Below are 23,106 nucleotides of genomic sequence, written 5' to 3' on the forward strand. Positions count from 1 at the left end.
CATGGGTCTGTTCGGTCGGTCCAGCAGCAGCGGTGGTGACAAGGACAAGGACAAGCAGGAGCCGGCCAAGGGCCACGACAAGAACGCCCGGCCGTCGACCCAGGGCAAGCACGAGCGCGGTGATGCGCGCCGTGGCCGCGACAAGGGTGGCGAGAAGGGCGACGCCCGCCGTCGCGGCAACCCGAACAAGCGCGGCAACCAGGGCAAAGGCAAGGGGAAGGGCAAGGGTTAGTCGTTGACCCGGCTCAGCGGCGCGGGCTGCGTTTTCCCTGCCTGGGTTGGTTGTTACGACCTGAGCGGCGAGGACGCTGCCCGCCCGCGCCCTGCTTTCCAGAAGAAGAAGCCTGCTTGCCAGAAGCGACGGGACCGGCTTCCAGAGCGGCCTTGACCGCGGTGAACGCGTCGGCCGCACCACGCACCAGCCGCACGCCGGTGAGCTTCGGAATCGCCGACCGCTGGCGACGGGTGTGCACCCGGATGCGCTCGACCACCCGCTCGCGGACCTCGGCCAGGTCCGCCTCCCCCAGGCTGTCGACGGGCTTGCCGCGGTCCAGCGCGACGTCGAACCACTCGGTGTACCCGTGCGTGTGGACGACCTGGTTCGGTGACTTCTGACCCAGCCGGCGGTACTGCGCGAGGACGTCGTACCGCTCGTCGAGACCGAGCACCTCGTCCCGCAGCCCGCGGCTGACCTGGCTGTCGTACGTCGCCGCCACCCGGCGGTCGATGTCCGCGGCCGGGCGGTCCACCCCGAGCACGACCTGCCGGGCCGCGACCGTCGGACCGCCCCGGCCGGGATCGTTGCCCATGGCATGCGCCAGCGCGTTCACGATCGCGTCGTAGTTGTTGGCGTGGATCTTCCCGGCCGCCTTCGGGTCGAGCCGGCCGAGGACGGCGTACGCGTCCTCGGCCATGCTGCGCGGGAAGTCACGACGGATCGCGTTCCGCGCCTCGGCGACCGCGTCCACCTCCCAGCCCTCGAGCAGCGAGCGGACGTAGACGCTCGTACCGCCGACCACCACCGGGACGCCGCCGGACGCCCAGCACGCGTCCATGTGCTGCCGCGCTTCGGCGACGAACGTCTCCAGCTCCAGCTTCCGCACCGGCTCGGTGACGTCGATCATCGTGTGCGGGATGCCGCGCATCTCCTCGGGCGTGGTCTTGCTGGTGCCGATGTCCATGTACCGGTACACCTGGCGCGAGTCGGCGGACACGACCATCGGTTCGAGACCGAGCTCGTCCCGGATCCGCAGGCAGAGGTCGATCGACACCCCGGTCTTCCCGGCCGAGGTCGGTCCGTAGAGAGCGACCAGCAGGCGTGGCGCGGAGTCGGGCATGCCTCAACCCTAGTCGAGGTCAGTACGACGCCAGTTCACCGTGAACCGAGCACCGGGCCGTCCACCCCATCGGGTGGACCTGGACGACCATCCGCCGGCGGCACTCGGCGCAGTACCGCGGTGGCTCCAGTGACAGAGCCCGACGGCAGTCCTCGTGACTGCCGTCGGCGAGTTCACGGCCGCAATGGCCGCAGTAGATCTCGGTCACAGGGTCTTCTGGAGTTCTTTGACCGGCATCTTGAGCTCGGCCAGCAGGTCGAGGTCCGCGGTCGCCGGCCGCCCCAGCGTGGTGAGGTAGTTGCCGACGATGACCGCGTTGATCCCGCCGAGCAGACCCTCGCGGGTGCCCAGGTCGCCCAGGGTCAGCTCCCGGCCGCCGGCGTACCGCAGGACCGTGCGCGGCATCGCGAGCCGGAACGCGGCGATGGTCCGCAGCGCGTCCTTGCCGTCCATGATCTCCAGGTCGCCGAACGGCGTACCGGGGCGTGGGTTCAGGAAGTTCAGCGGGACCTCGTGCGGGCCGAGCTCGGCCAGTTGCGCGGCCAGCTCGGCGCGCTGCTCCAGGGACTCGCCCATCCCGACGAGACCGCCGCAGCACAGCTCCATCCCGGACTCGCGCACCATCAGGCAGGTCTCCCAGCGCTCCTCGAAGGAGTGCGTGGTGACGACGTCGCCGAAGTACGAGCGCGCGGACTCGAGGTTGTGGTTGTAGCGGTGCACCCCCATCGCCTTCAGCTCGTCGACCTGCTCCTGGGTGAGCATGCCGAGCGAGCAGGCGATGTTGATGTCGACCTCGGCGTTGATCGCCTCGATGCCGGCCTTCACCTGGGACATCAGCCGCTCGTCCGGACCACGGACGGCGGCGACGATGCAGAACTCGGTCGCACCGGTCTTCGCGGTCTCCTTGGCCGCCTCGACCAGCTCGGGGATGTTCAGCCAGACCGACCGGACCGGCGAGGTGAACTGACCGGACTGGGAGCAGAAGTGGCAGTCCTCGGGGCAGCCGCCGGTCTTGAGCGAGATGATCCCCTCGACCTCGACCTCCTCGCCGCACCACTTGACCCGCACCTCGTGCGCGAGCGCGAGCAACTCCGGCAGCTGGTCGTCGGGTGAGCGGAGAACCTCGACCAGCTGCTCCTGGCTCAGGCCGACGCCCTGCTCCAGAACCTGCTCACGTGCCACGTCCAGGATGTCGCTCATGGTTCTCCTGCCTCATCGAACGGTCGGCTCACACTAGGACAGCCGCGCCCGGGACGGCTGCGGCGGGCGTCACGTGGAACATCTGCGGGTGACCTGCTCCAGCGACTCTCCGCGACCCCGGAGAAAAGTTTGTGGATTTTCTCCGGAACCTCGTAACCCCCCGTAGATGGGCTCGTTGATGTGTGCAGAGGCGGTTACCGCAGGGAAGACCGCCACCCGGTTACTTGGAGCGACGAATAGCTGATCATTACGATCAGCACGCAGAGTGGTCACAACCACTCGCAAGGACTCGAAACTCCGGAAATCGGATGTAAGGTAGTGACCAAGAGCTCGGGTCGCCAGCTGTGGTTGGTGACCCGATCCCAAAGCGCCGGGCGCCTCACCCCGGCTTGAGTGGGTCCCTCGGGAAACGATTTGGGCGGAAACGTTCCCGAGGGACCTGCTCCCTTTTTCGGCACTTTTAGAAATGCCTCGCAAACCTCAGCAGCCACCCGGGCGCTGAGGTTTTTTCATTTCCCCGGACGACCTCGAGAAGTATTGTCGTTACGTTACGGCTTCGTCACAGACTGTTTCGGGATGATCGGCAGCCGCAAGGCACCGGGCGCATCCGCCGGGACCACGGGATGGGCCGGCTTGACCGGCTGGGTCCGCTGGTACGGCGATCCGACCGCCGGACGGGCGTCGTTCTCCCCTTTGTTCGGCCAGAACGAGAGCGCCCGCTCGGCCTGGGCGGTGATCGTCAGCGACGGGTTGACGCCGAGATTCGCCGAGATCGTGGAGCCGTCGACGATGTGCAGGCCGTCGTACCCGTAGACGCGGTGGTACGGGTCGACCACGCCGGTCTCGGGTGAGTCGCCGATCGCGCAGCCGCCGATGAAGTGCGCCGTCATCGGCACGTTGAACGGCTCCCCGATGGTCCCGCCCGGGGTCCCGTTCATCAGCTTGGCCATCCGCCGGACCACCTGGTTGGCGACCGGGATCCACGACGGGTTCGGCGCGCCGTGGCCCTGCTTCGAGGTCAGCCGCCACCGGCCGAGCCGGTCCCGCTTGCCGAACGTGGTGATCGAGTTGTCCGCGGTCTGCATCACCAGCGCGATCACGGTCCGCTCGGACCAGTGCTTCAGGTCGTACAGCCGGCGGATGTTCTTCCGCTGCACGCCGAGCTCACGCAACCAGGTCCGCCAGCGCGGCTTGTCCCCGTCGCCGTCGGTCAGCACGGTCTGCAGCAGCGACATCGCGTTGCTGCCCTTGCCGTACCGGACCGGCTCGATGTGGGTGATGTCGTCGGGGTGGAACGACGACGTGATCGCGACCCCACGGCTGTAGTCGACATCGCGGTCGCGCGAGATCGCGCCCAGCAGCGACTCCGAGTTGGTCCGGGTCAGAACGCCGAGCCGGTCGGACAGCCGGGGCAGCTTGCCCTCGTCCCGGAGCCGGTGCAGGAGTTTCGCCGTACCCAGGGCCGAGGCGGCGAAGACGACCTGGCGGGCGGTGAACCGGCGGGTGCTCTTGCGGTTCGACGTACGCCGGGTGTCCACGGCGTACCCGCCGTCCGCCAAGGGCTCGACCGAGGTGACCGTGGTCATCGAGTAGACCTCGGCACCGGCCTTCTCGGCCAGGTAGAGGTAGTTCTTGGTCAGCGTGTTCTTCGCGTTGTGCCGGCAACCGGTCATGCACTCGCCGCAGTCGATGCAGCCGGTCCGCCGGGGGCCGGCGCCGCCGAAGTACGGATCGTCGACCTCGACACCGGGCTCGCCGAAGAAGACGCCGACCGGGGTCGGGTGGAACGTCTCCCCCACGCCCATGTCGTCGGCGACCTGCTTCATCACCTGGTCCGCCGGCGTGAAGTGCGGGTAGGTCGTGACGCCGAGCATCCGCTTCGCCTGGTCGTAGTACGGCGCGAGCTCGTCCTTCCAGTCGGTGATGTGCGCCCACTGGCGGTCGGTGTAGAACGCGGGCAGCGGCTCGTAGAGCGTGTTCGCGTAGACCAGGCTGCCACCGCCCACACCGGCGCCGGACAGGATGATCACGTCGCGCAGCGCGCTGATCCGCTGGATGCCGTACCAACCGAGCTTCGGGGCGAACAGAAACCGCTTGGTGTCCCACGAGTTCTTCGCGAACCCGGCGTCGTCGAACCGCGCGCCGGCTTCGAGGACCGCGACGTTGTAACCCTTCTCGGTCAGCCGCAACGCGCTGACACTGCCACCGAACCCGGACCCGACGATCACCACGTCGTAGTCGTAGGTCATGGACGGCCCAGCTTCTTGAGGATCCGCAGTGCGCCGGTCATCAGCTCGGCGTACGTCTGGTCGGACAGACCGTGCGAGGCCGCGATCGGGAGCACGCGTTGGGTGGCGACCGTCTGCGGATCGACGTACCGTCGGATGCCCTCGGCACCCTGCCGGCGGCCGAGGCCGGACGCACGCATTCCACCCATCGGGGTGTCGATCGAGCCGAAGCTCGCGGCGTAGCCCTCGTTCACGTTGACCGAGCCGGCCACCAGTTGGGCCGCGACCGCACGACCACGTCGGCCGTCGCGGGTCCAGACGCTCGCGTTCAGCCCGTACTCGCCCTCGTTGGCGCGCTGGATCGCCTCGGACTCGTCGGAGAAGCGGTAGATCGAGACGACCGGCCCGAAGGTCTCGTTGTCGAAGCACTCCATCGCCGGCGTCACCCCGGACAGTACGGTCGGCTCGTAGAAGAGCGGACCGATATCCGGCCGGGCCTTGCCGCCGACCAGCACCGTAGCGCCCTGCGCGCGGGCGTCGTCGACATGCCGGGTCACGGTCTCCAGCTGCGCCTTCGAGATCAGCGACCCCATGTCCACGTCCCAGCCGGTCCCCGCGGACAGCCGGATCTTCTTCACCCGGTCCACGAACGCCGTGACGAACGCGTCGTACACCTGGTCGGCGACGTACAACCGCTCCATCGAGACGCACAACTGGCCGGCGCTCGCGAAGCACGCGCGTACGGCGCCTTCCGCCGCGCGCTGGACGTCCGCGTCGCGCAGCACGAGCATCGGGTTCTTGCCGCCGAGCTCGAGGCTGCAGCCGATCAGCCGCTCACCGGCCTGCTGCGCGACGAGCCGCCCGGTCCTGGTCGAGCCGGTGAAGCAGATGTAGTCGGCGTTCTGGATCAGCTCGCCGCCGACGGTCGGGCCGTCGCCGTTCACCGCCTGCCAGGCGTCCCGCGGCAGACCCGCCTCGTACAGCAGCTCGATCGCCCGGAGCGCGGTCAGCGGCGTCTGGCTGTCGGGCTTGTGCACGACCGTGTTGCCGGCCATCACCGCGGGCAGGCCATCGGCCATCGCCATGCTGAGCGGGTAGTTCCACGGCGAGATCACGCCGACGACACCCTTGGGCACGAACCGCTGCTCGGCCCGGGTCAGGATCGGGAACATGCCCAGCTTCCGCTGCGGCTCGAGCAGCTCGGCGGCCTTGCGGCCGTAGTAGCGAGCGGTCAGCGCGACGTGCGCGACCTCCTCGAACGCCTGCTTCCGGGCCTTGCCCGACTCGCGGATGACGAGGTCGGCCAGCTCGTGCCGGTGGTCCAGGACCAGGTCGTGGTAGCGCAGCAGGATCGCGGCGCGCTCGGCGAGCGGCACCCGGCGCCAGGTCTGCTGGGTCTTGCGGGCCGACCGGACCGCGGCGACCACGTCGTCCGGGCTGGAGACCGGCAGGTCCGCGATCGGCTGACCGGTGGCAGGCGCGTACGACGTCCGCGTGCCGGCGGTCGCCCGCAGCAGCCCCGAAAGCCGCCGGATGACCGACTGATCGGTCGCGTACGACGCGGTCGGGTCGAGCTCCGGATCCGCGGGAATCGACGTCTGCTCGCTCATAGCTAAAGCCTACCCATCGGTAATAGCCACTGTCAGTATCAGGATCCCACTAAGCTGAGCGGCTGAACCTGTGAAGGGGTGGAACGTCGAGATGGTGGACAGCGGGGGGCTTTGGACGCCTCCTGAGGACGAGCTCGGTGAGGCGCTGCAGACAGCCCAGGTGCTGATCGAGGAAGGCCGTGCCGACGAGGCCGGGCCGTACCAGCAACGCGTGATCGAGCTGGCCAGGGAACGGGCCGAAGGGCACCCGAACCATTACGAGGCCAAGCATCTGATGGCCGCGACCCAGTACGAGCTGGCCGGCTCGCTGAACGCGTCCGGCCGGCACGAGGAAGCGCTTGCCGCGCTGCACGAGGCGCAACTCGGGTACACCGAGCTCAGTGACGCCGGTGTGCTCGACGCGACCTCGTTCCTGGCCGACGTGCGGGCCCGGCGGGCGATGACCCAGGCGCACCGCGGTCACGGTGCGACCGCCGTACTGGAGATGGACGGCGCGGTGATCGCGTACGGCCAGCTCGTCGGTGGCGACGACGGCCTCAAGCACCAGCCGGACTTCGCGCGGGTGCTCGCGATGAACGCGCTCATCCTGCGGCGGTACGGCGATCCCGCACTTGCGGTCGCGTCCGCCGACGCGGCGACCCAGCTGTTCCTGCAGCTGGCCGACCAGATCAACGAGAGCCCGCAGTCCCTGTCGTACGCGCGTTATCTGTGTACGGCGACCGCCGTATCGGCCGACGTCCACGCGGCCGAGGGCCGGCTCGACCTGGCCCTCGAGGCCGACGAGATCGGGCTGACCACGGCCGACACGCTGGCCGACTCGGACTCGGCGACGGACATGCGCACGCTGGTCGCCGCCCTCACCCGCAAGGGCAAGCATCTCGGCGTCGTCGGCCGGCTCATGGAGGGCGAGGCCTGCCTGCGGACGGCGTTCGACACCGACCCGGAGACGGCGAACCGGGTGACCGAGGAGCTGGACCGCGGCCTGCCGCTGACCCTGGTCGCGGCGCTGGAGAACGCGGAGATCAAGCTCGGTCCGTTCGAGCAGTACCACCGGTTGCTCGCGTTGAGTGAGCCCGCGCCCGGGATGACGCTGGCGACCGTGTCCGGCCGGACCGATCCCGAGTCGGCGGCCGTCCGGGCGGCCGAGCTGGCCGAGGTGACCCGCCCGCTGCTGCTGCAGGACGTCGACACCGCGCTGACGCTCGGACTGGAGTCGCACTACCTGTTCGCGATCTCCTCCGAGCGTGAGTCACACCGGATGCGGTACGAGACGAGCACCTACGCACCGATCTGGGCGCAGCTGCTGCTCGACATCTCCGAGGCCTACTACCAGGCCGGGCGGACCGAGATGGCGCTCGACCTTGGCGGCTGGTGCGCCGAGGTGGCGACCGCGCTCATCCCGTTCACCGACGAGGACACGGTGATGAAGGATCTGGCCGGCTCCTGCTACCGCCACCACGGCGATCTGCTGGCCGCGACCGGTGACCTGACGGCCTCCCAGCACGCCCACGAGGCCGCCCAGCAACTCCAGCTCGGCCGTTGACGCACCGCCCGCTCAGGCGGACGCTGACGCTGAGAGGGGATTTCGTCATGGATGTCGTTGAACTGCACAACCAGACGGTCGCCAGGTTCGCCCGGCTGGTCAACGAGGTCGGACCGGACCAGTGGTCGCAACCGACGCCGTGCGCGGACTGGGACGTCCGCACGCTGGTCAACCATGTCGTCGGTGAGGAGCGCTGGACCGTCCCGCTGATGGAGGGCAAGACCATCGCGGACGTCGGCGACTCCCTCGACGGCGACCTGCTCGGCGACGACCCGGTCGGCGCGGCGGCCGCGGCCGCCCGCGAGGCCGAGGTCGCGGCGGGCCGGACGATCGCCAAGGTGCATCTCTCGTACGGCGACGAGGAGCCGGACGAGTACCTGCGGCAACTGGCCGCCGACCACCTGATCCACGGCTGGGACCTGGCGGTCGCGATCGGCGCCGGCACCCGGATGGATCCCGAGCTGGTCGGCGAGGTGGCCCGCTGGTTCGCGGACCGGGAGGAGATCTACCGGTCCTCCGGCGCGATCGCCGATCGGGTCGACGGTTTCACGGATCCGGCCGACCAGCTGCTCGGCGCCTTCGGCCGCGATCCGCGCTGGAAGGCTTAGGGTCCTGTGACCCTAAGAATCCTGCGGGTCGGTGCGTAAGGCGCCGACGAACAGGCCGGCCTCGGCTTCGGTCATGCCGGTTTCGGAGACGACCAGTGCGGTCGCCTGGTGCAGGTCACCGGCGGCCTTGAGCGTGCGGGTGCGCTCGGCCAGGTTCGCGCCCGGCAGGCGGACCACCGGCGTACCCGTGGTGGGTGGCACGTAGCGGCCGAGGCGGATGTCGTCGACCATGCCTTTGGCGTGCTTCAGGTCCAGCCCGGTGCGGTCGCGGATCAGCTTGACCGCGTGCACGGCCTTCTTGGTGGTGATCAGGAACCGCACCTGATCGACGTCGTCGGGGGACAGTCTCGCCCGCGCTGCGGCGAGGGCAACATTGTCCGCGTCCTGGCTGCTGTGTCGGCTGAACAATCCCATGCGGCAATCCTTCCAGAACCTCTCAACCGGCGAGGATCCGACGCACGTCGTCCCACGCCAGCGCGCCGAGCTCCCGGTCCGCGGCCTCGGAGCCGCCGCGGGCCATCCGTTGCCCGGCCGTCTTCGGCTGCTCGCCCGGAAGTACCACGCGGTGCCCGGCCGCGGGCAGCGTCACCAGACCGGTCTCCCGAGTGCCGCGCGAGGCGACGATCTGTTCGGCGAATTCGACCGCCGGCCACACCTTGTCGTCCCCGCCGGCGACCAGCAGCAGCTCGCGGATGCGCTCCACCGGGATTCGGGCCGGCTCGGCGTACTCGTCGTACAGCTGGAGGCTCTTGCGGTACCAGCCGACGTAGCTCGGCGGGTCGTCGTCGGCGCTCCAGTCGAGATCGAACGGCACGTACGGCAACGGCTCGCCCTGCCACATCCACGCCGACCGCTGGCGTCCGTCCTCTACGAACCGGCCCCAGACGTAGGCACTCGGAGCGAACGCGACCACCGCGTCCACCCGCTCGTCGAGCGCACCCAGGAGCAGCGCGGCCTCGGCACCCCACGAGGTTCCCATCACGACCAGCCGATCGTTGCGCTCCGCGAGCTCGTCCAGCGGGAACGACTCCAGCGGCACCTCGCTGCGGACGGTCCATCGCGGCGCGAGGACGTCGTACCCCTCGGCCTCGAGGATCCGGGCCCGCTCCTGGTCCGGCGTACCGCTGGAGCCGTGCAGGAGCAGGACACCGGTGCTCAACCGACGACGACCTCGACCCGCTGGAACTCCTTGAGCTCCGTGTAGCCGGTGGTGGCCATCGCGCGCTTCAGGGCGCCGACCAGGTTCATCGTGCCGTCCGGGACCCAGGACGGGCCGAACAGGATCTGCTCGAGCGTCCCGGTGACGCCGACCTCGACCCGCTCACCGCGCGGCAGGTCCTGGTGCCAGGCCTCGGCACCCCAGTGGTACCCGCCGCCGGGCGCATCGCTGGCCCGGGCCAGCGGCGAGCCGACCATCACCGAGTCGGCCCCGCACGCGATCGCCTTGGCCACGTCGCCGGACCGGCCGACCGAGCCGTCCGCGATGACGTGCACATACCGGCCGCCGGACTCGTCCATGTAGTCGCGCCGCGCCGCCGCCACGTCGGCGACCGCCGACGCCATCGGCACAGCGACCCCGAGCACCTTGCGGGTGGTGTGCGCCGCGCCGCCGCCGAACCCGACGAGCACGCCGGCCGCACCGGTCCGCATCAGGTGCAGCGCGGCCTGGTGCGTGGCGCACCCACCGACGATCACCGGCACGTCGAGGTCGTAGATGAACTGCTTCAGGTTGAGCGGCTCCGCCTGCCCGGACACGTGCTCGGCGGACACCGTCGTACCCCGGATGACGAACAGGTCGACGCCCGCGTCCACCACGTGCTTGGCGAACTGCTTGGTCCGCTGCGGCGACAGCGCTCCGGCCACCGTGACACCGGAGTCGCGGATCTCCTGCACGCGCTGGGAGATCAGCTCGGGCTTGATCGGCGCGGAGTAGATCTCCTGCAGCCGGTGCGTCGCCTGCTCCTTGCTGATGCTGGTGATCTCCTCCAGCAGACCCGAGGGATCCTCGTACCGCGTCCAGAGGCCCTCGAGGTTGAGGACGCCGAGACCGCCGGCCTTGCCGATCGCGATCGCGGTGGCCGGCGACATCACCGAGTCCATCGGCGCGGCCAGGATCGGCAGCTCGAACCGGTACGCGTCGATCTGCCAGGCGACCGAGACCTCCTCGGGGTCCCGCGTCCGCCGCGACGGCACGATCGCAATGTCGTCGAACGCGTACGCCTGCCGCCCCCGCTTCGCGCGGCCGATCTCGATCTCGGTCATCTGGTTCCTTCGGTTGGCAGGCAGTGTCAGCGGCCGGAGTAGTTCGGGGCTTCCACTGTCATCTGGATGTCGTGGGGGTGGGACTCCTGGAGGCCGGCGGAGGTGATGCGGACGAAGCGGCCCTTCTCCTGGAGCTCGGCGACGGTGCGGGAGCCGCAGTACCACATCGACTGGCGCAGGCCGCCGATCAGCTGGTGCGCGACCGCGGAGAGCGGGCCACGGTACGGAACCTGGCCCTCGACGCCCTCGGCGATCAGCTTCTCGTCGCTCCCGACGTCGCTCTGGAAGTAGCGATCCTTGGAGTACGACTTGCGCAGGCCGCCGGACTGCATCGCGCCGAGCGAACCCATCCCGCGGTAGGCCTTGAACTGCTTGCCGTTGATGAACACCAGGTCACCCGGCGACTCCTCGCACCCGGCCAGCAGCGACCCGAGCATGACGGTGTCCGCACCGGCCACGAGAGCCTTGGCGATGTCACCGGAATACTGCAGGCCGCCGTCGCCGATCACCGGCACGCCGGCCGGCTTGCAGGCCAGGGACGCCTCGTAGATCGCGGTGACCTGCGGTACGCCGACGCCGGACACGACCCGCGTCGTACAGATCGAGCCCGGGCCGACGCCGACCTTGACGCCGTCCGCGCCCGCGTCGACCAGCGCCTGCGCGCCGGCGCGGGTCCCGACGTTGCCGCCGACCACGTCGACGCCCCGGGTGGCCGGGTCGGCCTTGAGCTTGCGGATGATCTCCAGCTGGGCCTGGGAGTGACCGTGCGCGGTGTCCACCACGAGCACGTCGACGCCGGCCTCGACCAGCGTCATCGCCCGCTTGTAGGCCTCACCGAAGAAGCCGATCGCGCCGCCGACCCGCAGCCGGCCGGTGCCGTCCTTGGTGGACAGCGGGAACTGGTCGCGCTTGACGAAGTCCTTCAGCGTGATCAGGCCGGTCAGCTTGCCGGCCTCGTCGACCAGCGGCAGCTTCTCGACCTTGTGCTTGCTGAGCAGCGCCATCGCGTCGTCGGCGGAGATGCCCTGCCGGCCGGTGATCAGCGGCTGCTTGGTCATCACCTCGCGGACCGGGCGGGACAGGTCGTTCTCGAACCGCATGTCGCGGTTCGTCACGATGCCGACCAGGACGCCGGCGTTGTCGACCACCGGCACGCCGGAGATCCGGTACTGCGCGCAGAGCGCGTCGGCCTCGCCGATGCTGGCGTCCGGGCCGATCGTGATCGGCTGCGCGATCATGCCGGACTCCGACCGCTTGACCAGGTCGACCTGCTGGGCCTGGTCCTCGATCGAGAGGTTGCGGTGAAGGACGCCGAGGCCGCCCTGGCGGGCCATGGCGATCGCCATCCGCGCCTCGGTGACGGTGTCCATCGCGCTGGACAGCAGCGGGATGTTCACCTCGACGTTGCGGCTGACCCGGGACCGGGTATTGGCCTCGGACGGGATGACGTCGGACTCGTTGGGCTGCAGCAGCACGTCGTCGAAGGTGAGGCCGAGGACGGCGAACTTGTCGGGAACTCCAGCGGGTGTGATGTCCATGGGGAAAACGAGCACCTTTACACGGCGAGATCGGAACCCCATGGTATCCGCGCCCGCCCGGAGCCCCGAACCGGCCGTCCACAGGCCCGCCCGCCGCTGGTCGGCGGCGGGCGGGACAAGGTGTGTGGATCTACTGGGTCGGCTTGTTGACGACGCCGAGGATCTTCAGGACGTTGGCGTCGTCGGTGGAGCCGTGCGTCCGGGCGATCGCGGCGTGCCTGCCCTCGGCGTACTGGCCGGTGGAGTGCTTGCCGGTCGGGTAGGCCTCCCGGACCGAGCCGGAGGCGACCTTCCCGCTCGAGTGCTTGCCGGTCGTCGGCGCACCCTTGCCGAAGAACTGCTCGGCGGTCTTGACCTCGGCCGGGGCACCGGTCGGCGTCGGCAGGAGCGGCTTCAGGATCCTCTCGACCACCGCGGCCAGCGGGTCGACCGCCGGTGCGTCGTGGCTGTCGCCGGCCGGCGTCCGGTCGTCACCGGTCTGACCGGTGCCGGTCCCGTCCGAACCCGGCAGAACCGTGCCCGGCAGGTCCGTGCCCGGCAGGTCGGTCCCGGACTGGTCGGTGCCACCGATGCCGCCCGGCGTCGTCGTACCGCCCGGGTCCGACGTCTCGCCCTTGTTGCCGCCGGTGCCGGTGTCGCCGCCCGGCGCCGTGGTCGGGTCGGTCGGGCCCGTGTCGCCGGTGTTCCCGGTCCCGGTCTCGCCGGTGCCCGTCTCGCCGTTGCCCGTGCCCGTCGTGGGCGGGTCGGTCGGCGTGGCCGGCGGTTCCGTGGTGGTCGGCGGGTCGGTCGGCGTCGTGGCCGGCGGATCCGTCGGCTCGGTCGTCGGCGGGTCGGTCGGCTCCGTGGTGGTCGGATCCGTCGGCTCCGTCGTCGTCGGGTCGTCCGTCGTCGTCTTGTCGTCGCCAGTCTTCTCCGGCAGCTTCGTCGGCGGCGGGTCCGTCGGCTCGAGCTCCGTGACGGTCGGCTGCTCCGGGATCTTCGGCATCGCCCGCTGCAGGATGTCCTGCTGTTCCTTGGGCAGCAGCACCGACGCCGGCGGAACCGGGTCCGTCTGGACCTGCTTCTCCTCGGCCGCGGCCTTCTGGTCCGCCTTCTGCTTGTAGTCCTTGGCGACCTTGACGATCTTGGTCTTGTCGACGACCGGCATGCCGTCGAGCTGTTCCTTCGGGAAGCTGGTCTGCGGGCTGACCGCGTCGACCATCTTCTCGATGACCTTCTCGTACGGCGACAACGGGTCACCGTTGACCGCCGCGGCCACCCCGGAGACCGACAGCGCGGCCACCGCGGCGACCCCGAGTGCCAGACCGCGCGCCGCCATCTTGCGGGCGAACGGGTCCGTCACCGGGTTCAGCGCCGCGCAGCGCGCCAGGAAGCTCTCCGGATCCTCAATGGTCTCGACTGGCAGCTCGTCCTCGACCTCCACCGCGAGCCGCAGATCGGCCAGCAACTTCACGGCCGGGTCGTGCTCTCCCGCGGATCGCGCGGACTCCCCACCAGCAGCCAGCAGGTCGAGCAGTGCGTCATCGGCGTCGATCGCGTCCAGGTCGAAACGGTCAGCCATGATGCCCCTCCCCTGCTCCTCGTCCCTCATGCCCCACCACATACCCCCTGAGCGTGTTCAACGCTCGATGCTGTGCGACCCTCACCGCCCCCGGTGTCATCCCCAGTGCCCGGCCGGTCTCCTCGGCTGACATCCCCGCTACCACCCTGAGCCGAAGAATCTCCCGCAGCTTCTCCGGCAACTTGTCCAGCAGCCCCATGATGTGCTGGACCTCCGAGTGCCGGACCGCGTGCTCCTCCGGCGTCGGCGACTCGTCCGCGCCGTCCGGCAGGTCCGGCGTCGAAACGTCGGCCACCGCGAACGCACGCTGGGCATCGGCGACCTTGCGGGCCGCGATGCCGTAGACGAAAGCCTCGAAAGGCCTCCCCTCGTCACGATACCGGCCGAGTGCGCCGAACACCGCGACACAAACCTCTTGAGCGACGTCGTCGACCATGTCGGCGCCGCCGGGATAGGTCCACAGACGGGACCGTACGTAACGGTGCGCTACAGCGCGCACCCTGGTGAGCAGGTCATTCAGAGCTGTGCGGTCCCCGTCGCCGGCCAGCGCGGCAAGATCCCTGAGCTCGACCCGGTCGTGGGTGTGCGGTACTTGGACCTCGGTCACCCCTCGCCCCCTCGTGTTCAGACCGGTCAGCCTGAAAGATGGTACGGCTCTCACCTCTGCTTGCCTAGTGGCAATTCGTGAGCATGATCAGATTCTGATCACGATCTGTCACTACTCGCCCGTATGGTTTTCGCGGGGGCGTCGAAGTGGATGAGCTCGGAGGCCAGGTCGCCGCCCCAGTCGATCGGCGTACGACGAGTCTCCTGCCAGCCGGCCCTACGGTACAGGGTCACTGCCGCACCCCGGTTGTCCACAACCTCCAGCGACAGCTTCCGCCCCAGCTTCGCGGCCGTCCGCACGCAGTGGTCGAGCAACTGCCGTCCGATCCCCGCCCGGGTCGCCTTCGGATCAACGAACAGCCGCTCCACGGACGCCCCGCCGGCGTCGTTCGCGGTCAGCGCCACGTGCCCCACGACCCGCTCGCCGTCGACAGCCACCCAGCACCCGAGCCCGTCCCCCGGCGTCAACCACCGCCGAGCATCCGCAGGCCAGTTGATCGGATACCCCGCCACCTCATGCACATCCCGCAGAATCCCCACACAGACACCCAGGTCGCCGTCAGCCCGCTCCCGAATCTCAGCCACACCCCCATCCCACCAGACCCACACCACCCGCCCACCGGGCGGGCGACACCCCTGCCCGTGCGGTGGGCGGGGGCACCCCGGGCCCGCCCGCTGGGCGGGGCGGCGCCCCGACCCCTCCCCTGGACCGCAGGTCCGGCGCAACAGAACACCGCCCGCCAGGTCCGAGGACCTGGCGGGCGGTGCTGTGTATTGCTTGTTCTACTGCCTGGGGATCAGTGACCGTGGCCGTGGCCGTGACCGGCTGCGGCGGGCTCCTCGTCCTCGGGCTTGTCGACCACCAGGGTCTCGGTGGTCAGTAGCAGCGCGGCGATCGAGCCGGCGTTGGCGAGCGCGGACCGGGTCACCTTGACCGGGTCCAGGACGCCCTGCGCGAGCAGGTCGCCGTACTCACCGGTGGCGGCGTTGAAGCCGCTGCCGACCTCCAGCTCCGCGACCTTCGCCGTCACGACGTAGCCCTCGTAACCGCCGTTCTCGGCGATCCAGCGCAGCGGCTCGACGATGGACTTGCGGACGATCCGGACCCCGGCGAGCTCGTCACCCTCCAGGTCCAGGCCGTTGTCCAGCACGGTGGCCGCGTGCACGAGAGCGGAGCCGCCACCGGCGACGATGCCCTCCTCGATCGCGGCCCGGGTCGCGGACACCGCGTCCTCGATCCGGTGCTTCTTCTCCTTCAGCTCGACCTCGGTGGCCGCGCCGACCTTGATGACGCAGACGCCGCCGGCCAGCTTGGCCAGCCGCTCCTGCAGCTTCTCGCGGTCCCAGTCGGAGTCGGTGCGCTCGATCTCGGCCTTGATCTGGTTCACCCGGCCGTCGATGTCGTCGGACTTGCCGGCGCCCTCGACCACGGTGGTGTTGTCCTTGGAGACCACGATCCGGCGGGCCGAACCGAGCACCTCGAGCCCGACCTGGTCCAGCTTGAGGCCGACCTCGGGGGCGACGACCTGCGCGCCGGTCAGCACGGCCAGGTCCTCCAGCATCGCCTTGCGGCGGTCACCGAAGCCCGGCGCCTTGACGGCCACGGAGGTGAAGTTGCCGCGGATCTTGTTCACCACGAGGGTGGACAGGGCCTCGGCCTCGACGTCCTCGGCGATGATCAGCAGCGCCTTGCCGGACTGCACGACCTTCTCCAGCAGCGGCAGCAGGTCCGCGATCGCGGAGATCTTGCCCTGGTGGATCAGGATGTACGGGTCCTCCAGCACCGCTTCGCCGGCCTCGGCGTCGGTGATGAAGTACGGCGAGATGTAGCCCTTGTCGAACTGCATACCCTCGGTGAACTCGAGCTCGGTCCCGAAGGTGTTCGACTCCTCGACGGTGATCACACCGTCCTTGCCGACCTTGTCGAACGCGTCCGCGATCAGGGTGCCGATCTCGGCGTCCCGGGCGGAGATGGTGGCGACGTGGGCCATGTCGCCCTTGTCGTCCACCGGCCGCGCGGTCTCGACCAGCCGCGCCGACACGGCCTCGACGGCCGCCTCGATACCGCGCTTCAGGCCCATCGGGTTGACCCCGGCCGCGACGGCCCGCAGGCCCTCGTGCACCAGCGCCTGCGCCAGCACCGTCGCGGTGGTGGTGCCGTCACCGGCGATGTCGTTGGTCTTGGTGGCGACCTCCTTGGCGAGCTGCGCACCAAGGTTCTCGAACGGGTCGTCCAGCTCGACCTCACGGGCGACGGTGACACCGTCGTTGGTGATGGTCGGGGCGCCCCACTTCTTGTCCAGGACGACGTAACGGCCCTTCGGCCCCAGCGTCACCTTCACCGTGTTCGCGAGCTTGTCGACGCCGCGCTCCAGCGCGCGCCGAGCGTTCTCGTCGAACTCGAGGATCTTCGGCATGAAAAATCCAGTCCCTCTCTGATTTCGCTCTTTCGTAACAGCAGGTACCGAGCGCTGTGTCCAACTCCCCCGCCCCACCACCCCGGTCGGGCGCCAGACCGACTCCGCCCCGGCGCCGGGAGGCACCAGGGCGGTGTCGGTCAGGAACAGCGAGCGGTCGTCACTTGCTGACGACTGCGAGGATGTCGCGGGCGCCCAGGATCAGGTAGTCCTGGCCGTCGTACTTGACCTCGGTGCCGCCGTACTTGGAGTAGATGACCTTGTCACCGACGGCGACGTCCAGCGGGACGCGGTTGCCGTTGTCGTCGATCCGGCCCGGGCCGACGGCGAGGATCTCGCCCTCCTGGGGCTTCTCCTTGGCGGTGTCCGGGATCACCAGGCCGGACTTCGTGGTCTGCTCGGCTTCGAGCGGCGCGACGAGGACGCGGTCCTCGAGCGGCTTGATCGTGACCGACACTTGCTGACCTCCACGGTCGATTTGCTTGTCTGCAGTTCAGGGTGGTCGCGCTCCCCTGCCGTCGCGGGGGTCAGAGGCCGGACCGCTGGCACCCTCGGGTGGAGAGTGCCAACACCGAATCTAGGCCGCGATTAGCACTCGGTCAACTCGAGTGCCAGGCCCTTCTCAGCGTGAGACATCAAGTCGCCGGCTGAGCTGTGATCGACCGGGCACGGAAAGTGCCTGAAACGCTGGGCCGAACAGGGGTCGGCGTGCGACCGTACTTCTCAGAACGGTGCGCCGCCCCCGAGGAGAGGCCATGGCCATCAGCTTCCCGTCGCTGCCCAAGCTGTCCGGGCGCACCGTCGCGGTTCTGGCCGCGGTCGGCGCCCTCGCCGTCGGCGTCGTCGCGGCCGGCGCTTCGAAGGACCAGCCCACGAGTGCCCAAGCTCCCGCGGCAGGACCGGCGCCACAGGCCGGCACGGACCAGGGCGGGGATGCCGCCCGCACCTCCGCGGACGCCGAGACCAAGGCGGCGGCCGCCCTCCCGCAGTGCCGTTCGGCCCGGCTCGTACCGGTGAACCGCAGCTGGGGCATCCCGATGCCCTCGATCTACGGCAGCACCAGCACGACCTGCAACCTCATGTACGGCGACGACCCGCACCGCGGCTCCACCCGGTACGGCGACCCCGACACCGCCATCCGGGTCCTCCAGCGCAACCTCAACTTCTGCTACGGGTCCAAGCTCGCCGTCGACGGCATCTACGGCAGCAACACGCGTGCGGTGGTCAAGGCGGTCCAGCGCAAGCACAAGCTCGTGGCCGACGGCATCTACGGCCCGCAGACCCGCTCCGCCATGAACTGGCGCCTCTACTCCTCCGCCACCAACAGCTGGAGCAAGGGCTGCTCGAGCCCCCTCTAGAGTTGCCGGGTGACAGTCACGGCTTTGCTGGACGGCCCCGGGGCTGAGGTACTGGCCGCCGCCTGCGCGGACTACCACCCCGGCGGCGAGCTGCAGCTCGTGGAGAAGCTCCGGCGACAGCACGACGCAACCCTCGTGACTGCCGCTGTCACTCAAGCCTCACTGCGCCATCGAGCCGTCGCCAAGTTCGGTGCGGACGCTCCGCGGATGTACTTCACCCCGGACGGCCTCGAGCAGGCCACCCGGACCACAGTCGGCTCACACCGAGCCGCACGCATCGCATCCGCCGTTCCGAGGGCCAGTGTGGTCGACCTGGGCTGTGGCATCGGAGGTGACCTGATCAGCGCGGCCCGGGCCGGACTCCGAGTCACTGGCGTCGAACGTGATCCGGAGACGGCGGCCACGGCCCGCGCCAACCTGGCCGCGCTCGAGCTGCCCGGTGAGGTCTTGGTGGGCGACGCCGAGTCCACCGACCTCACGCCGTACGACGTGGTGTTCGCCGACCCGGCGCGGCGGGCCGATGGGCGGCGAGTGTTCGACCACAACGCCTATTCGCCGCCGTGGTCCTTTGTCACGGAGCTGCTGCGGCGGACTGCGTGCGTGAAGGTCGCACCGGGGATCCCGCACGACGCCGTACCCGAGGGGGTCGAGGCGGAGTGGATCAGCGACGCCGGTGAGGTGAAGGAGGCGGCGTTGTGGTCAGGCGCCTTGTACACGGGCGTGGCGCGGCGGGCGACGCTGCTGCCTGGTGGGGCCAGCGTCACGGACGCACCAGAGGTTGAGAGCGGTCCGGTGGGTCAGTACATCTACGAGCCCGATGGGGCCGTGGTGCGCGCCGGATTGGTGACCGCCGTGGCGGCTGCGGTCGATGGGTGGTTACTGGATCCGCGGATCGCGTATGTGACTGCTTCCAAGCTCGTGCCGACCCCGCTGGCGTCGGCGTACGAGGTGGTGGAGGAGCTGGCGTACAAGGAGAAGGCGTTGCGCTCCTGGGTTCGTACGCAGGGCATCGGGACGCTGGAGATCAAGAAGCGTGGGGTTGAGGTGGACCCGGCGCAGCTGCGTAAGAAGCTCGCACCCAAGGGTCCGGCCGCCGCCACGCTCATCATCACGCGCGTCGGGCGGGACGCGGTCGCGTACTCTTGCCGCCGCGTCGTGCCGTGAGATGCCGACTTGCGTTCTGCGTCTATTCGAACATATGATCGACCTCGCGTGCGGGTCCCCGGGTGACCTGCCGGTGGGCGAGGTGCTGCGTCCGCTGCCGCACTCTCCGGGGGCCCGCCACTAAGGCTCGACGTGCGATTGAGGAGTCATGCGTCGCCAGAGCGTTACACGGGTGCAGTCGGGTGTTCACCTGGGTTGGGCAGGGTGGTGAGCAGAACCGGTTGGCCGCTGACCGTTCGCCTGGGGATCGAGCGGCGTACACAATCCCAGGCCTCTGCCACTGCCGTGCCTTCCCCGCACTGCAGTGCGGTTCAGCTGACCTGGAAGCGCTCGAGCACCGGCAGGCGGAGGCGAGCCACCGCGATCGACCAGACCGCCGCGGCCACCGAGGACGGTTGACCGAAGTGCTGCAACGGCTCGCTTTCAGCTTCGCTCTTTGGCTCGCGGTCGGGCGCTAAAGCGTTGGTGGTGAAGGTGGCTACCAGGGTGTTCCAGTCGGTGGGGCGGTGGAGCATGCCGTGGGTCTCCGCCTCAACCGCGTAGACGGTGACCGGGGTGCCGGCGGCGCGGAGGCGATTGGCGTAGGCGGTGGTGGCGCGGGGGTCGGTGATGGTGTCGAGGGTGCCGTGGGCGAACGTGACCGGCGGGCGCAGTGCGGTCAGTGGTTCGCCGTCGGGAAGCCAGGGCGCCAGCGCGAGGACGCCGGCCACCCGAGGGTGATTGCCCGCGGCAACAACTGCGCGGCCGCCCATCGAGTGCCCGATCAGGACGACCCGGCGGATCACCGCGGGGAGTTCGTCGAGGACGGCACGGAGATCGGCCGCGGAGTCCGCGGCGTCGCCGTTCCAGCCGCGGAAGCGATACCGCACCAGGCCCACCGCCGCGTGCGGGACGGCCGCGCGGGCGGCTTCCGCGAACGGCCACATGCGGAGGATGGGAGCACGCCACAGGTGCGGGTCACCCGAGGAATGCTCCGACCCGCCGTGGGCGAGCAGGACCAGATCCGTCGCCCCCGCCGGATGCCACACCAGATCGACCCCGGGCCGCCGCGCAGCGCCGGGCATGGTCATGGCCGGTTGTAGATGTCGGCGGGGTCGCGGCGGATGATCATCATGCGATCGGGGTCGGGGAGCTCGGTGAAGCCGTAGCTGCGGTAGAGCTCGTGGGCGTCCGCGGTCGCCAGCATCAGGCGACGTACGCCGGCCAGCTCGGGATGATCGATCAAGGTCGACACGACGAACTTCCCCAGCCCGTGCCCACGCCGCTCGGGTACGACGAACACGTCCGCGAGCCACGCGAAGGTCGCCCGGTCGGTCACCATCCGGGCGAACGCCACCATCGCACCATCGGCGTCGTAGACCCCCATGTTCAGCGACCCCTCGATCGACCGCGCCACCACCTCACGCGGGATGCCCGGCGCCCAGTACGACGTACTCAGGAAGCCGTGCACCACGTCGACGTCGACGCGGGCGGCGTCGTCGTCGGCCTCGAACCCGTTGCGATTCCACCTCACTTGTTCAGCACCTCCGTGATCGGCATCGACGAATCGGCCGGCAACCCCAGCGGCGACGGCGCCTTCCCGGCCCGGACGAGCTCCGAACCGAGGGCCGCGACCATCGCGCCGTTGTCCGTGCACAACCCCGGCCGCGGCACACGTACGGCGATACCGGCCGCGGTGCAGCGTTCTTCCGCCATCGCGCGGAGCCGGGAGTTCGCCGCGACGCCACCACCGATGAGCAGGTGCTCGAACCCGCGGTCCTTGCACGCGTCGATCGCCTTGCGGGTCAGCACGTCACACACCGCCTCCTGGAACGCCGCGGCGACGTGGTTGACCGGCACGTCCTCGCCATCGCGACGCCGGGCCTCGACCCAGCGCGCCACGGCCGTCTTCAATCCGGAGAACGAGAAGTCGAACCGGTGCCGCTCGAGGTCCCGTTGCGAGGTCAGCCCGCGGGGGAACGTCACATACAGCCGGTCCCCACCGTCGCGCGCCGCTTTGTCGACATAGGGACCGCCCGGGAACGGCAGCCCCAGCACGCGCGCGACCTTGTCGAAGGCCTCCCCCGCGGCGTCGTCGATGGTGCTCCCCATCGGTACGACGCCGTCGGTGATGTCCTCGACCGCGAGCAGCGACGAGTGCCCGCCGGACACAAGCATCGCGACGCAGCCCTTCGGCAGGTCGCCGTGCTCCAACGTGTCGACGGCGACGTGCGCCGCCAGGTGGTTCACGCCGTACAAAGGCTTGCCGAGTGACAGCGCCAGCCCTTTGGCCGCGGCGACTCCGACCAGCAGCGCGCCGGCGAGACCGGGACCGCTGGTCACCGCGACCGCGTCGACGTCGGCCGGCTTGATCCCGGCCGTCTCGCACGCGCGGCGGATGGTCGGGACCATCGCCTCCAGGTGCGCCCGGCTGGCCACCTCCGGTACGACGCCGCCGAACCGCGCGTGCTCCTCGACACTGGACGCGATCGCGTCGGCGAGCAGTGTCTGCCCGCGGACGATCCCGACCCCGGTCTCGTCGCACGACGTCTCGATCCCCAAGATCAGGGGTTCCACGCTCACAGTTCCTCCCGCCACCGCATGATCACCGCATCCTCGCCACCGGCGTAGTACCCACGTCGCCGGCTGATCTCCTCGAACCCGAAGCCGCCGTACAGCAGCACGGCCGACTCGTTGCCCGCAGCAACTTCCAGTAACACCGTCCGGCCGGCGCACCGGGCCAGCGCCGCCGTCATCAGCTGTCCGCCGATCCCGGTCCGGCGCTCCGCCGGCGTCACCGCGATCCGCAGCAGCTCCACCACGTCCACCTCGACCGGCGGCACCAGGAGCACGACGTACCCGACCACCGAGCCCTCGTCCGCGACCAGGATCACCCGGTCCTCGGACCGCCGGTCGAACTCGGTCGCCCACGCGACCGTACTCCACGCCGACGGGCCGAAGCACACCTCGTCCAGCGCGACCAGCGCCGGCAGGTCGTCCGCGCCGGCCGGCCGAATGGCGGGTCTCACTTCGGCAGCACGCTCTTGGGTCCGGCCGACATCGTCACGTCCGGACGGCGCAGGTACAGCGGCTCGGGCGCGACGACCTCCAGCGTTCCGGTCGCCACACCGTGCGCCAGCACCTCGGCCGACGGGTACTCGGCGACGGCCACAGCATCCAAGCCGAGAGCCTCGGCGTAGAGCACAGCCCCGCGGCCGATCACCGGCAAACCCGAGAGCACATGCGCGACGTCGGCCGGACGATCCACCGCCGGACCTTCCAACCGGCGACGGCTCCCGTCCGCGGCCGGACCGTCGTACACGGCCCAGTAGATCTCCTTGCGCCGCGCGTCGGTCGCGACGGCCACCGGCAACGTCAACGACGACTGCCGCGCCAGCAGGTCCAGGCTGCAGACCCCGGCGACCTCGATCCCGAGGACATCGGCCATCGTCCGCGCGGTCACCAGCCCGACCCGCAGCCCGGTGAACGGACCTGGTCCGACGCCGACCGCGATCCGGGTCAGGTCGCGCGGCGTGATCCCGGCGGTCTCCAACGCGTCCGCGATCGCGGGCGCGAGCAACTCCCCGTGCCGCAAGGCGTCCACGGTGGTCGACGACGCGACGATCTCGCCGCTCACGGCATCCGCGAGGGCAACCGTGACAGCAGCGCTCGAGGTGTCAAAGGCCAGCAACATG

General features: G+C 69.9%; 24 protein-coding genes. 5 read left to right on the forward strand and 19 right to left on the reverse strand.

Going from position 1 to position 23,106, the window contains the following annotated elements:
• Position 1: 1 nt before the first annotated feature.
• The gene (locus ACZ6O0_RS22075) at positions 2-232 is read left to right on the forward strand and encodes a hypothetical protein (RefSeq protein WP_465766831.1); all 231 of its coding nucleotides are present in this window, start codon (positions 2-4) and stop codon (positions 230-232) included.
• Positions 233-245: 13 nt separating this feature from the next.
• Here ACZ6O0_RS22075 and ACZ6O0_RS22080 read toward each other — a convergent pair whose 3' ends face one another.
• The 5 genes from ACZ6O0_RS22080 to ACZ6O0_RS22100 all read right to left on the reverse strand — a co-directional run bounded on the left by ACZ6O0_RS22080 (position 246) and on the right by ACZ6O0_RS22100 (position 6,375).
• Positions 246-1,337 (reverse strand): hypothetical protein, encoded by a 1,092-nt coding sequence (locus ACZ6O0_RS22080; RefSeq protein ID WP_465766832.1) that lies wholly within the window; start codon positions 1,335-1,337, stop codon positions 246-248.
• Between the two features lie 19 nt (positions 1,338-1,356).
• Positions 1,357-1,545 (reverse strand): biotin synthase auxiliary protein BsaP, encoded by a 189-nt coding sequence (gene bsaP, locus ACZ6O0_RS22085; RefSeq protein ID WP_465766833.1) that lies wholly within the window; start codon positions 1,543-1,545, stop codon positions 1,357-1,359.
• The gene (bioB, locus tag ACZ6O0_RS22090) at positions 1,542-2,537 is read right to left on the reverse strand and encodes a biotin synthase BioB (RefSeq protein ID WP_465766834.1); all 996 of its coding nucleotides are present in this window, start codon (positions 2,535-2,537) and stop codon (positions 1,542-1,544) included. The genes bsaP and bioB overlap by 4 nt, the downstream gene beginning before the upstream one ends.
• Positions 2,538-3,085: 548 nt before the next feature.
• Positions 3,086-4,786 (reverse strand): GMC oxidoreductase, encoded by a 1,701-nt coding sequence (locus ACZ6O0_RS22095; RefSeq protein ID WP_465766835.1) that lies wholly within the window; start codon positions 4,784-4,786, stop codon positions 3,086-3,088.
• On the reverse strand, positions 4,783-6,375 hold the full coding sequence (locus ACZ6O0_RS22100; RefSeq protein WP_465766836.1) for a succinic semialdehyde dehydrogenase: 1,593 nt from the start codon (positions 6,373-6,375) through the stop codon (positions 4,783-4,785). Before ACZ6O0_RS22100 ends, ACZ6O0_RS22095 begins: the two co-directional genes overlap by 4 nt.
• Positions 6,376-6,466: 91 nt before the next feature.
• On the opposite strand from ACZ6O0_RS22100, the gene ACZ6O0_RS22105 reads away from it, so the two are divergent.
• Positions 6,467-7,918 (forward strand): hypothetical protein, encoded by a 1,452-nt coding sequence (locus ACZ6O0_RS22105; protein WP_465766837.1) that lies wholly within the window; start codon positions 6,467-6,469, stop codon positions 7,916-7,918.
• A 47-nt stretch (positions 7,919-7,965) separates the two neighbouring features.
• Positions 7,966-8,526 carry a TIGR03086 family metal-binding protein gene (locus ACZ6O0_RS22110; protein ID WP_465766838.1) on the forward strand — a complete coding sequence of 187 codons (561 nt, stop codon included), beginning with the start codon at positions 7,966-7,968 and terminating at the stop codon, positions 8,524-8,526.
• 12 nt (positions 8,527-8,538) lie between these two features.
• Here ACZ6O0_RS22110 and ACZ6O0_RS22115 read toward each other — a convergent pair whose 3' ends face one another.
• The 9 genes from ACZ6O0_RS22115 to groES all read right to left on the reverse strand — a co-directional run bounded on the left by ACZ6O0_RS22115 (position 8,539) and on the right by groES (position 17,367).
• Positions 8,539-8,940 carry a hypothetical protein gene (locus tag ACZ6O0_RS22115; protein WP_465766839.1) on the reverse strand — a complete coding sequence of 134 codons (402 nt, stop codon included), beginning with the start codon at positions 8,938-8,940 and terminating at the stop codon, positions 8,539-8,541.
• A gap of 22 nt (positions 8,941-8,962) precedes the next feature.
• Positions 8,963-9,685: an alpha/beta fold hydrolase gene (locus tag ACZ6O0_RS22120; protein WP_465766840.1), complete on the reverse strand. Its 723-nt coding sequence runs from the start codon at positions 9,683-9,685 to the stop codon at positions 8,963-8,965.
• A complete protein-coding gene (locus ACZ6O0_RS22125; RefSeq protein WP_465766841.1) occupies positions 9,682-10,788 on the reverse strand; it encodes a GuaB3 family IMP dehydrogenase-related protein in 1,107 nt (368 codons plus the stop codon). The genes ACZ6O0_RS22120 and ACZ6O0_RS22125 overlap by 4 nt, the downstream gene beginning before the upstream one ends.
• Before the next feature lie 26 nt (positions 10,789-10,814).
• The gene (gene guaB, locus ACZ6O0_RS22130) at positions 10,815-12,326 is read right to left on the reverse strand and encodes an IMP dehydrogenase (protein ID WP_465766842.1); all 1,512 of its coding nucleotides are present in this window, start codon (positions 12,324-12,326) and stop codon (positions 10,815-10,817) included.
• 130 nt (positions 12,327-12,456) lie between these two features.
• Positions 12,457-13,887, reverse strand: coding sequence for a hypothetical protein (locus ACZ6O0_RS22135; protein ID WP_465766843.1), 1,431 nt, complete (start codon positions 13,885-13,887; stop codon positions 12,457-12,459).
• On the reverse strand, positions 13,880-14,494 hold the full coding sequence (shbA, locus tag ACZ6O0_RS22140; RefSeq protein WP_465766844.1) for an RNA polymerase sigma factor ShbA: 615 nt from the start codon (positions 14,492-14,494) through the stop codon (positions 13,880-13,882). The genes ACZ6O0_RS22135 and shbA overlap by 8 nt, the downstream gene beginning before the upstream one ends.
• Before the next feature lie 98 nt (positions 14,495-14,592).
• Positions 14,593-15,078 (reverse strand): GNAT family N-acetyltransferase, encoded by a 486-nt coding sequence (locus ACZ6O0_RS22145; protein WP_465766845.1) that lies wholly within the window; start codon positions 15,076-15,078, stop codon positions 14,593-14,595.
• Between the two features lie 212 nt (positions 15,079-15,290).
• Entirely contained in the window at positions 15,291-16,910 is a 1,620-nt protein-coding gene (gene groL / locus ACZ6O0_RS22150; protein ID WP_465766846.1) for a chaperonin GroEL, read from the reverse strand.
• Positions 16,911-17,070: 160 nt separating this feature from the next.
• The gene (gene groES, locus ACZ6O0_RS22155) at positions 17,071-17,367 is read right to left on the reverse strand and encodes a co-chaperone GroES (RefSeq protein ID WP_130384566.1); all 297 of its coding nucleotides are present in this window, start codon (positions 17,365-17,367) and stop codon (positions 17,071-17,073) included.
• Positions 17,368-17,665: 298 nt separating this feature from the next.
• On the opposite strand from groES, the gene ACZ6O0_RS22160 reads away from it, so the two are divergent.
• Together ACZ6O0_RS22160 and ACZ6O0_RS22165 are read left to right on the forward strand one after the other, a co-directional pair.
• The gene (locus ACZ6O0_RS22160) at positions 17,666-18,268 is read left to right on the forward strand and encodes a peptidoglycan-binding domain-containing protein (RefSeq protein ID WP_465766847.1); all 603 of its coding nucleotides are present in this window, start codon (positions 17,666-17,668) and stop codon (positions 18,266-18,268) included.
• Positions 18,269-18,277: 9 nt separating this feature from the next.
• The gene (locus tag ACZ6O0_RS22165; RefSeq protein WP_465766848.1) at positions 18,278-19,432 is read left to right on the forward strand and encodes a class I SAM-dependent methyltransferase; all 1,155 of its coding nucleotides are present in this window, start codon (positions 18,278-18,280) and stop codon (positions 19,430-19,432) included.
• A gap of 311 nt (positions 19,433-19,743) precedes the next feature.
• Here ACZ6O0_RS22165 and ACZ6O0_RS22170 read toward each other — a convergent pair whose 3' ends face one another.
• From ACZ6O0_RS22170 to tsaB, 5 genes are read right to left on the reverse strand one after another with little or no spacing between them, the layout of a single operon-like run.
• A complete protein-coding gene (locus ACZ6O0_RS22170; protein ID WP_465766849.1) occupies positions 19,744-20,502 on the reverse strand; it encodes a dienelactone hydrolase family protein in 759 nt (252 codons plus the stop codon).
• Entirely contained in the window at positions 20,499-20,945 is a 447-nt protein-coding gene (locus ACZ6O0_RS22175) for a GNAT family N-acetyltransferase (protein WP_465766850.1), read from the reverse strand. The genes ACZ6O0_RS22170 and ACZ6O0_RS22175 overlap by 4 nt, the downstream gene beginning before the upstream one ends.
• Positions 20,942-21,994 carry a tRNA (adenosine(37)-N6)-threonylcarbamoyltransferase complex transferase subunit TsaD gene (gene tsaD / locus ACZ6O0_RS22180; RefSeq protein ID WP_465766851.1) on the reverse strand — a complete coding sequence of 351 codons (1,053 nt, stop codon included), beginning with the start codon at positions 21,992-21,994 and terminating at the stop codon, positions 20,942-20,944. Before tsaD ends, ACZ6O0_RS22175 begins: the two co-directional genes overlap by 4 nt.
• Positions 21,991-22,440: a GNAT family N-acetyltransferase gene (locus ACZ6O0_RS22185; RefSeq protein WP_465766852.1), complete on the reverse strand. Its 450-nt coding sequence runs from the start codon at positions 22,438-22,440 to the stop codon at positions 21,991-21,993. Before ACZ6O0_RS22185 ends, tsaD begins: the two co-directional genes overlap by 4 nt.
• Entirely contained in the window at positions 22,437-23,105 is a 669-nt protein-coding gene (tsaB, locus tag ACZ6O0_RS22190; RefSeq protein ID WP_465766853.1) for a tRNA (adenosine(37)-N6)-threonylcarbamoyltransferase complex dimerization subunit type 1 TsaB, read from the reverse strand. The genes ACZ6O0_RS22185 and tsaB overlap by 4 nt, the downstream gene beginning before the upstream one ends.
• Position 23,106: the final 1 nt, after the last annotated feature.

The sequence above is a fragment of the Kribbella sp. NPDC048837 genome (assembly GCF_055586945.1).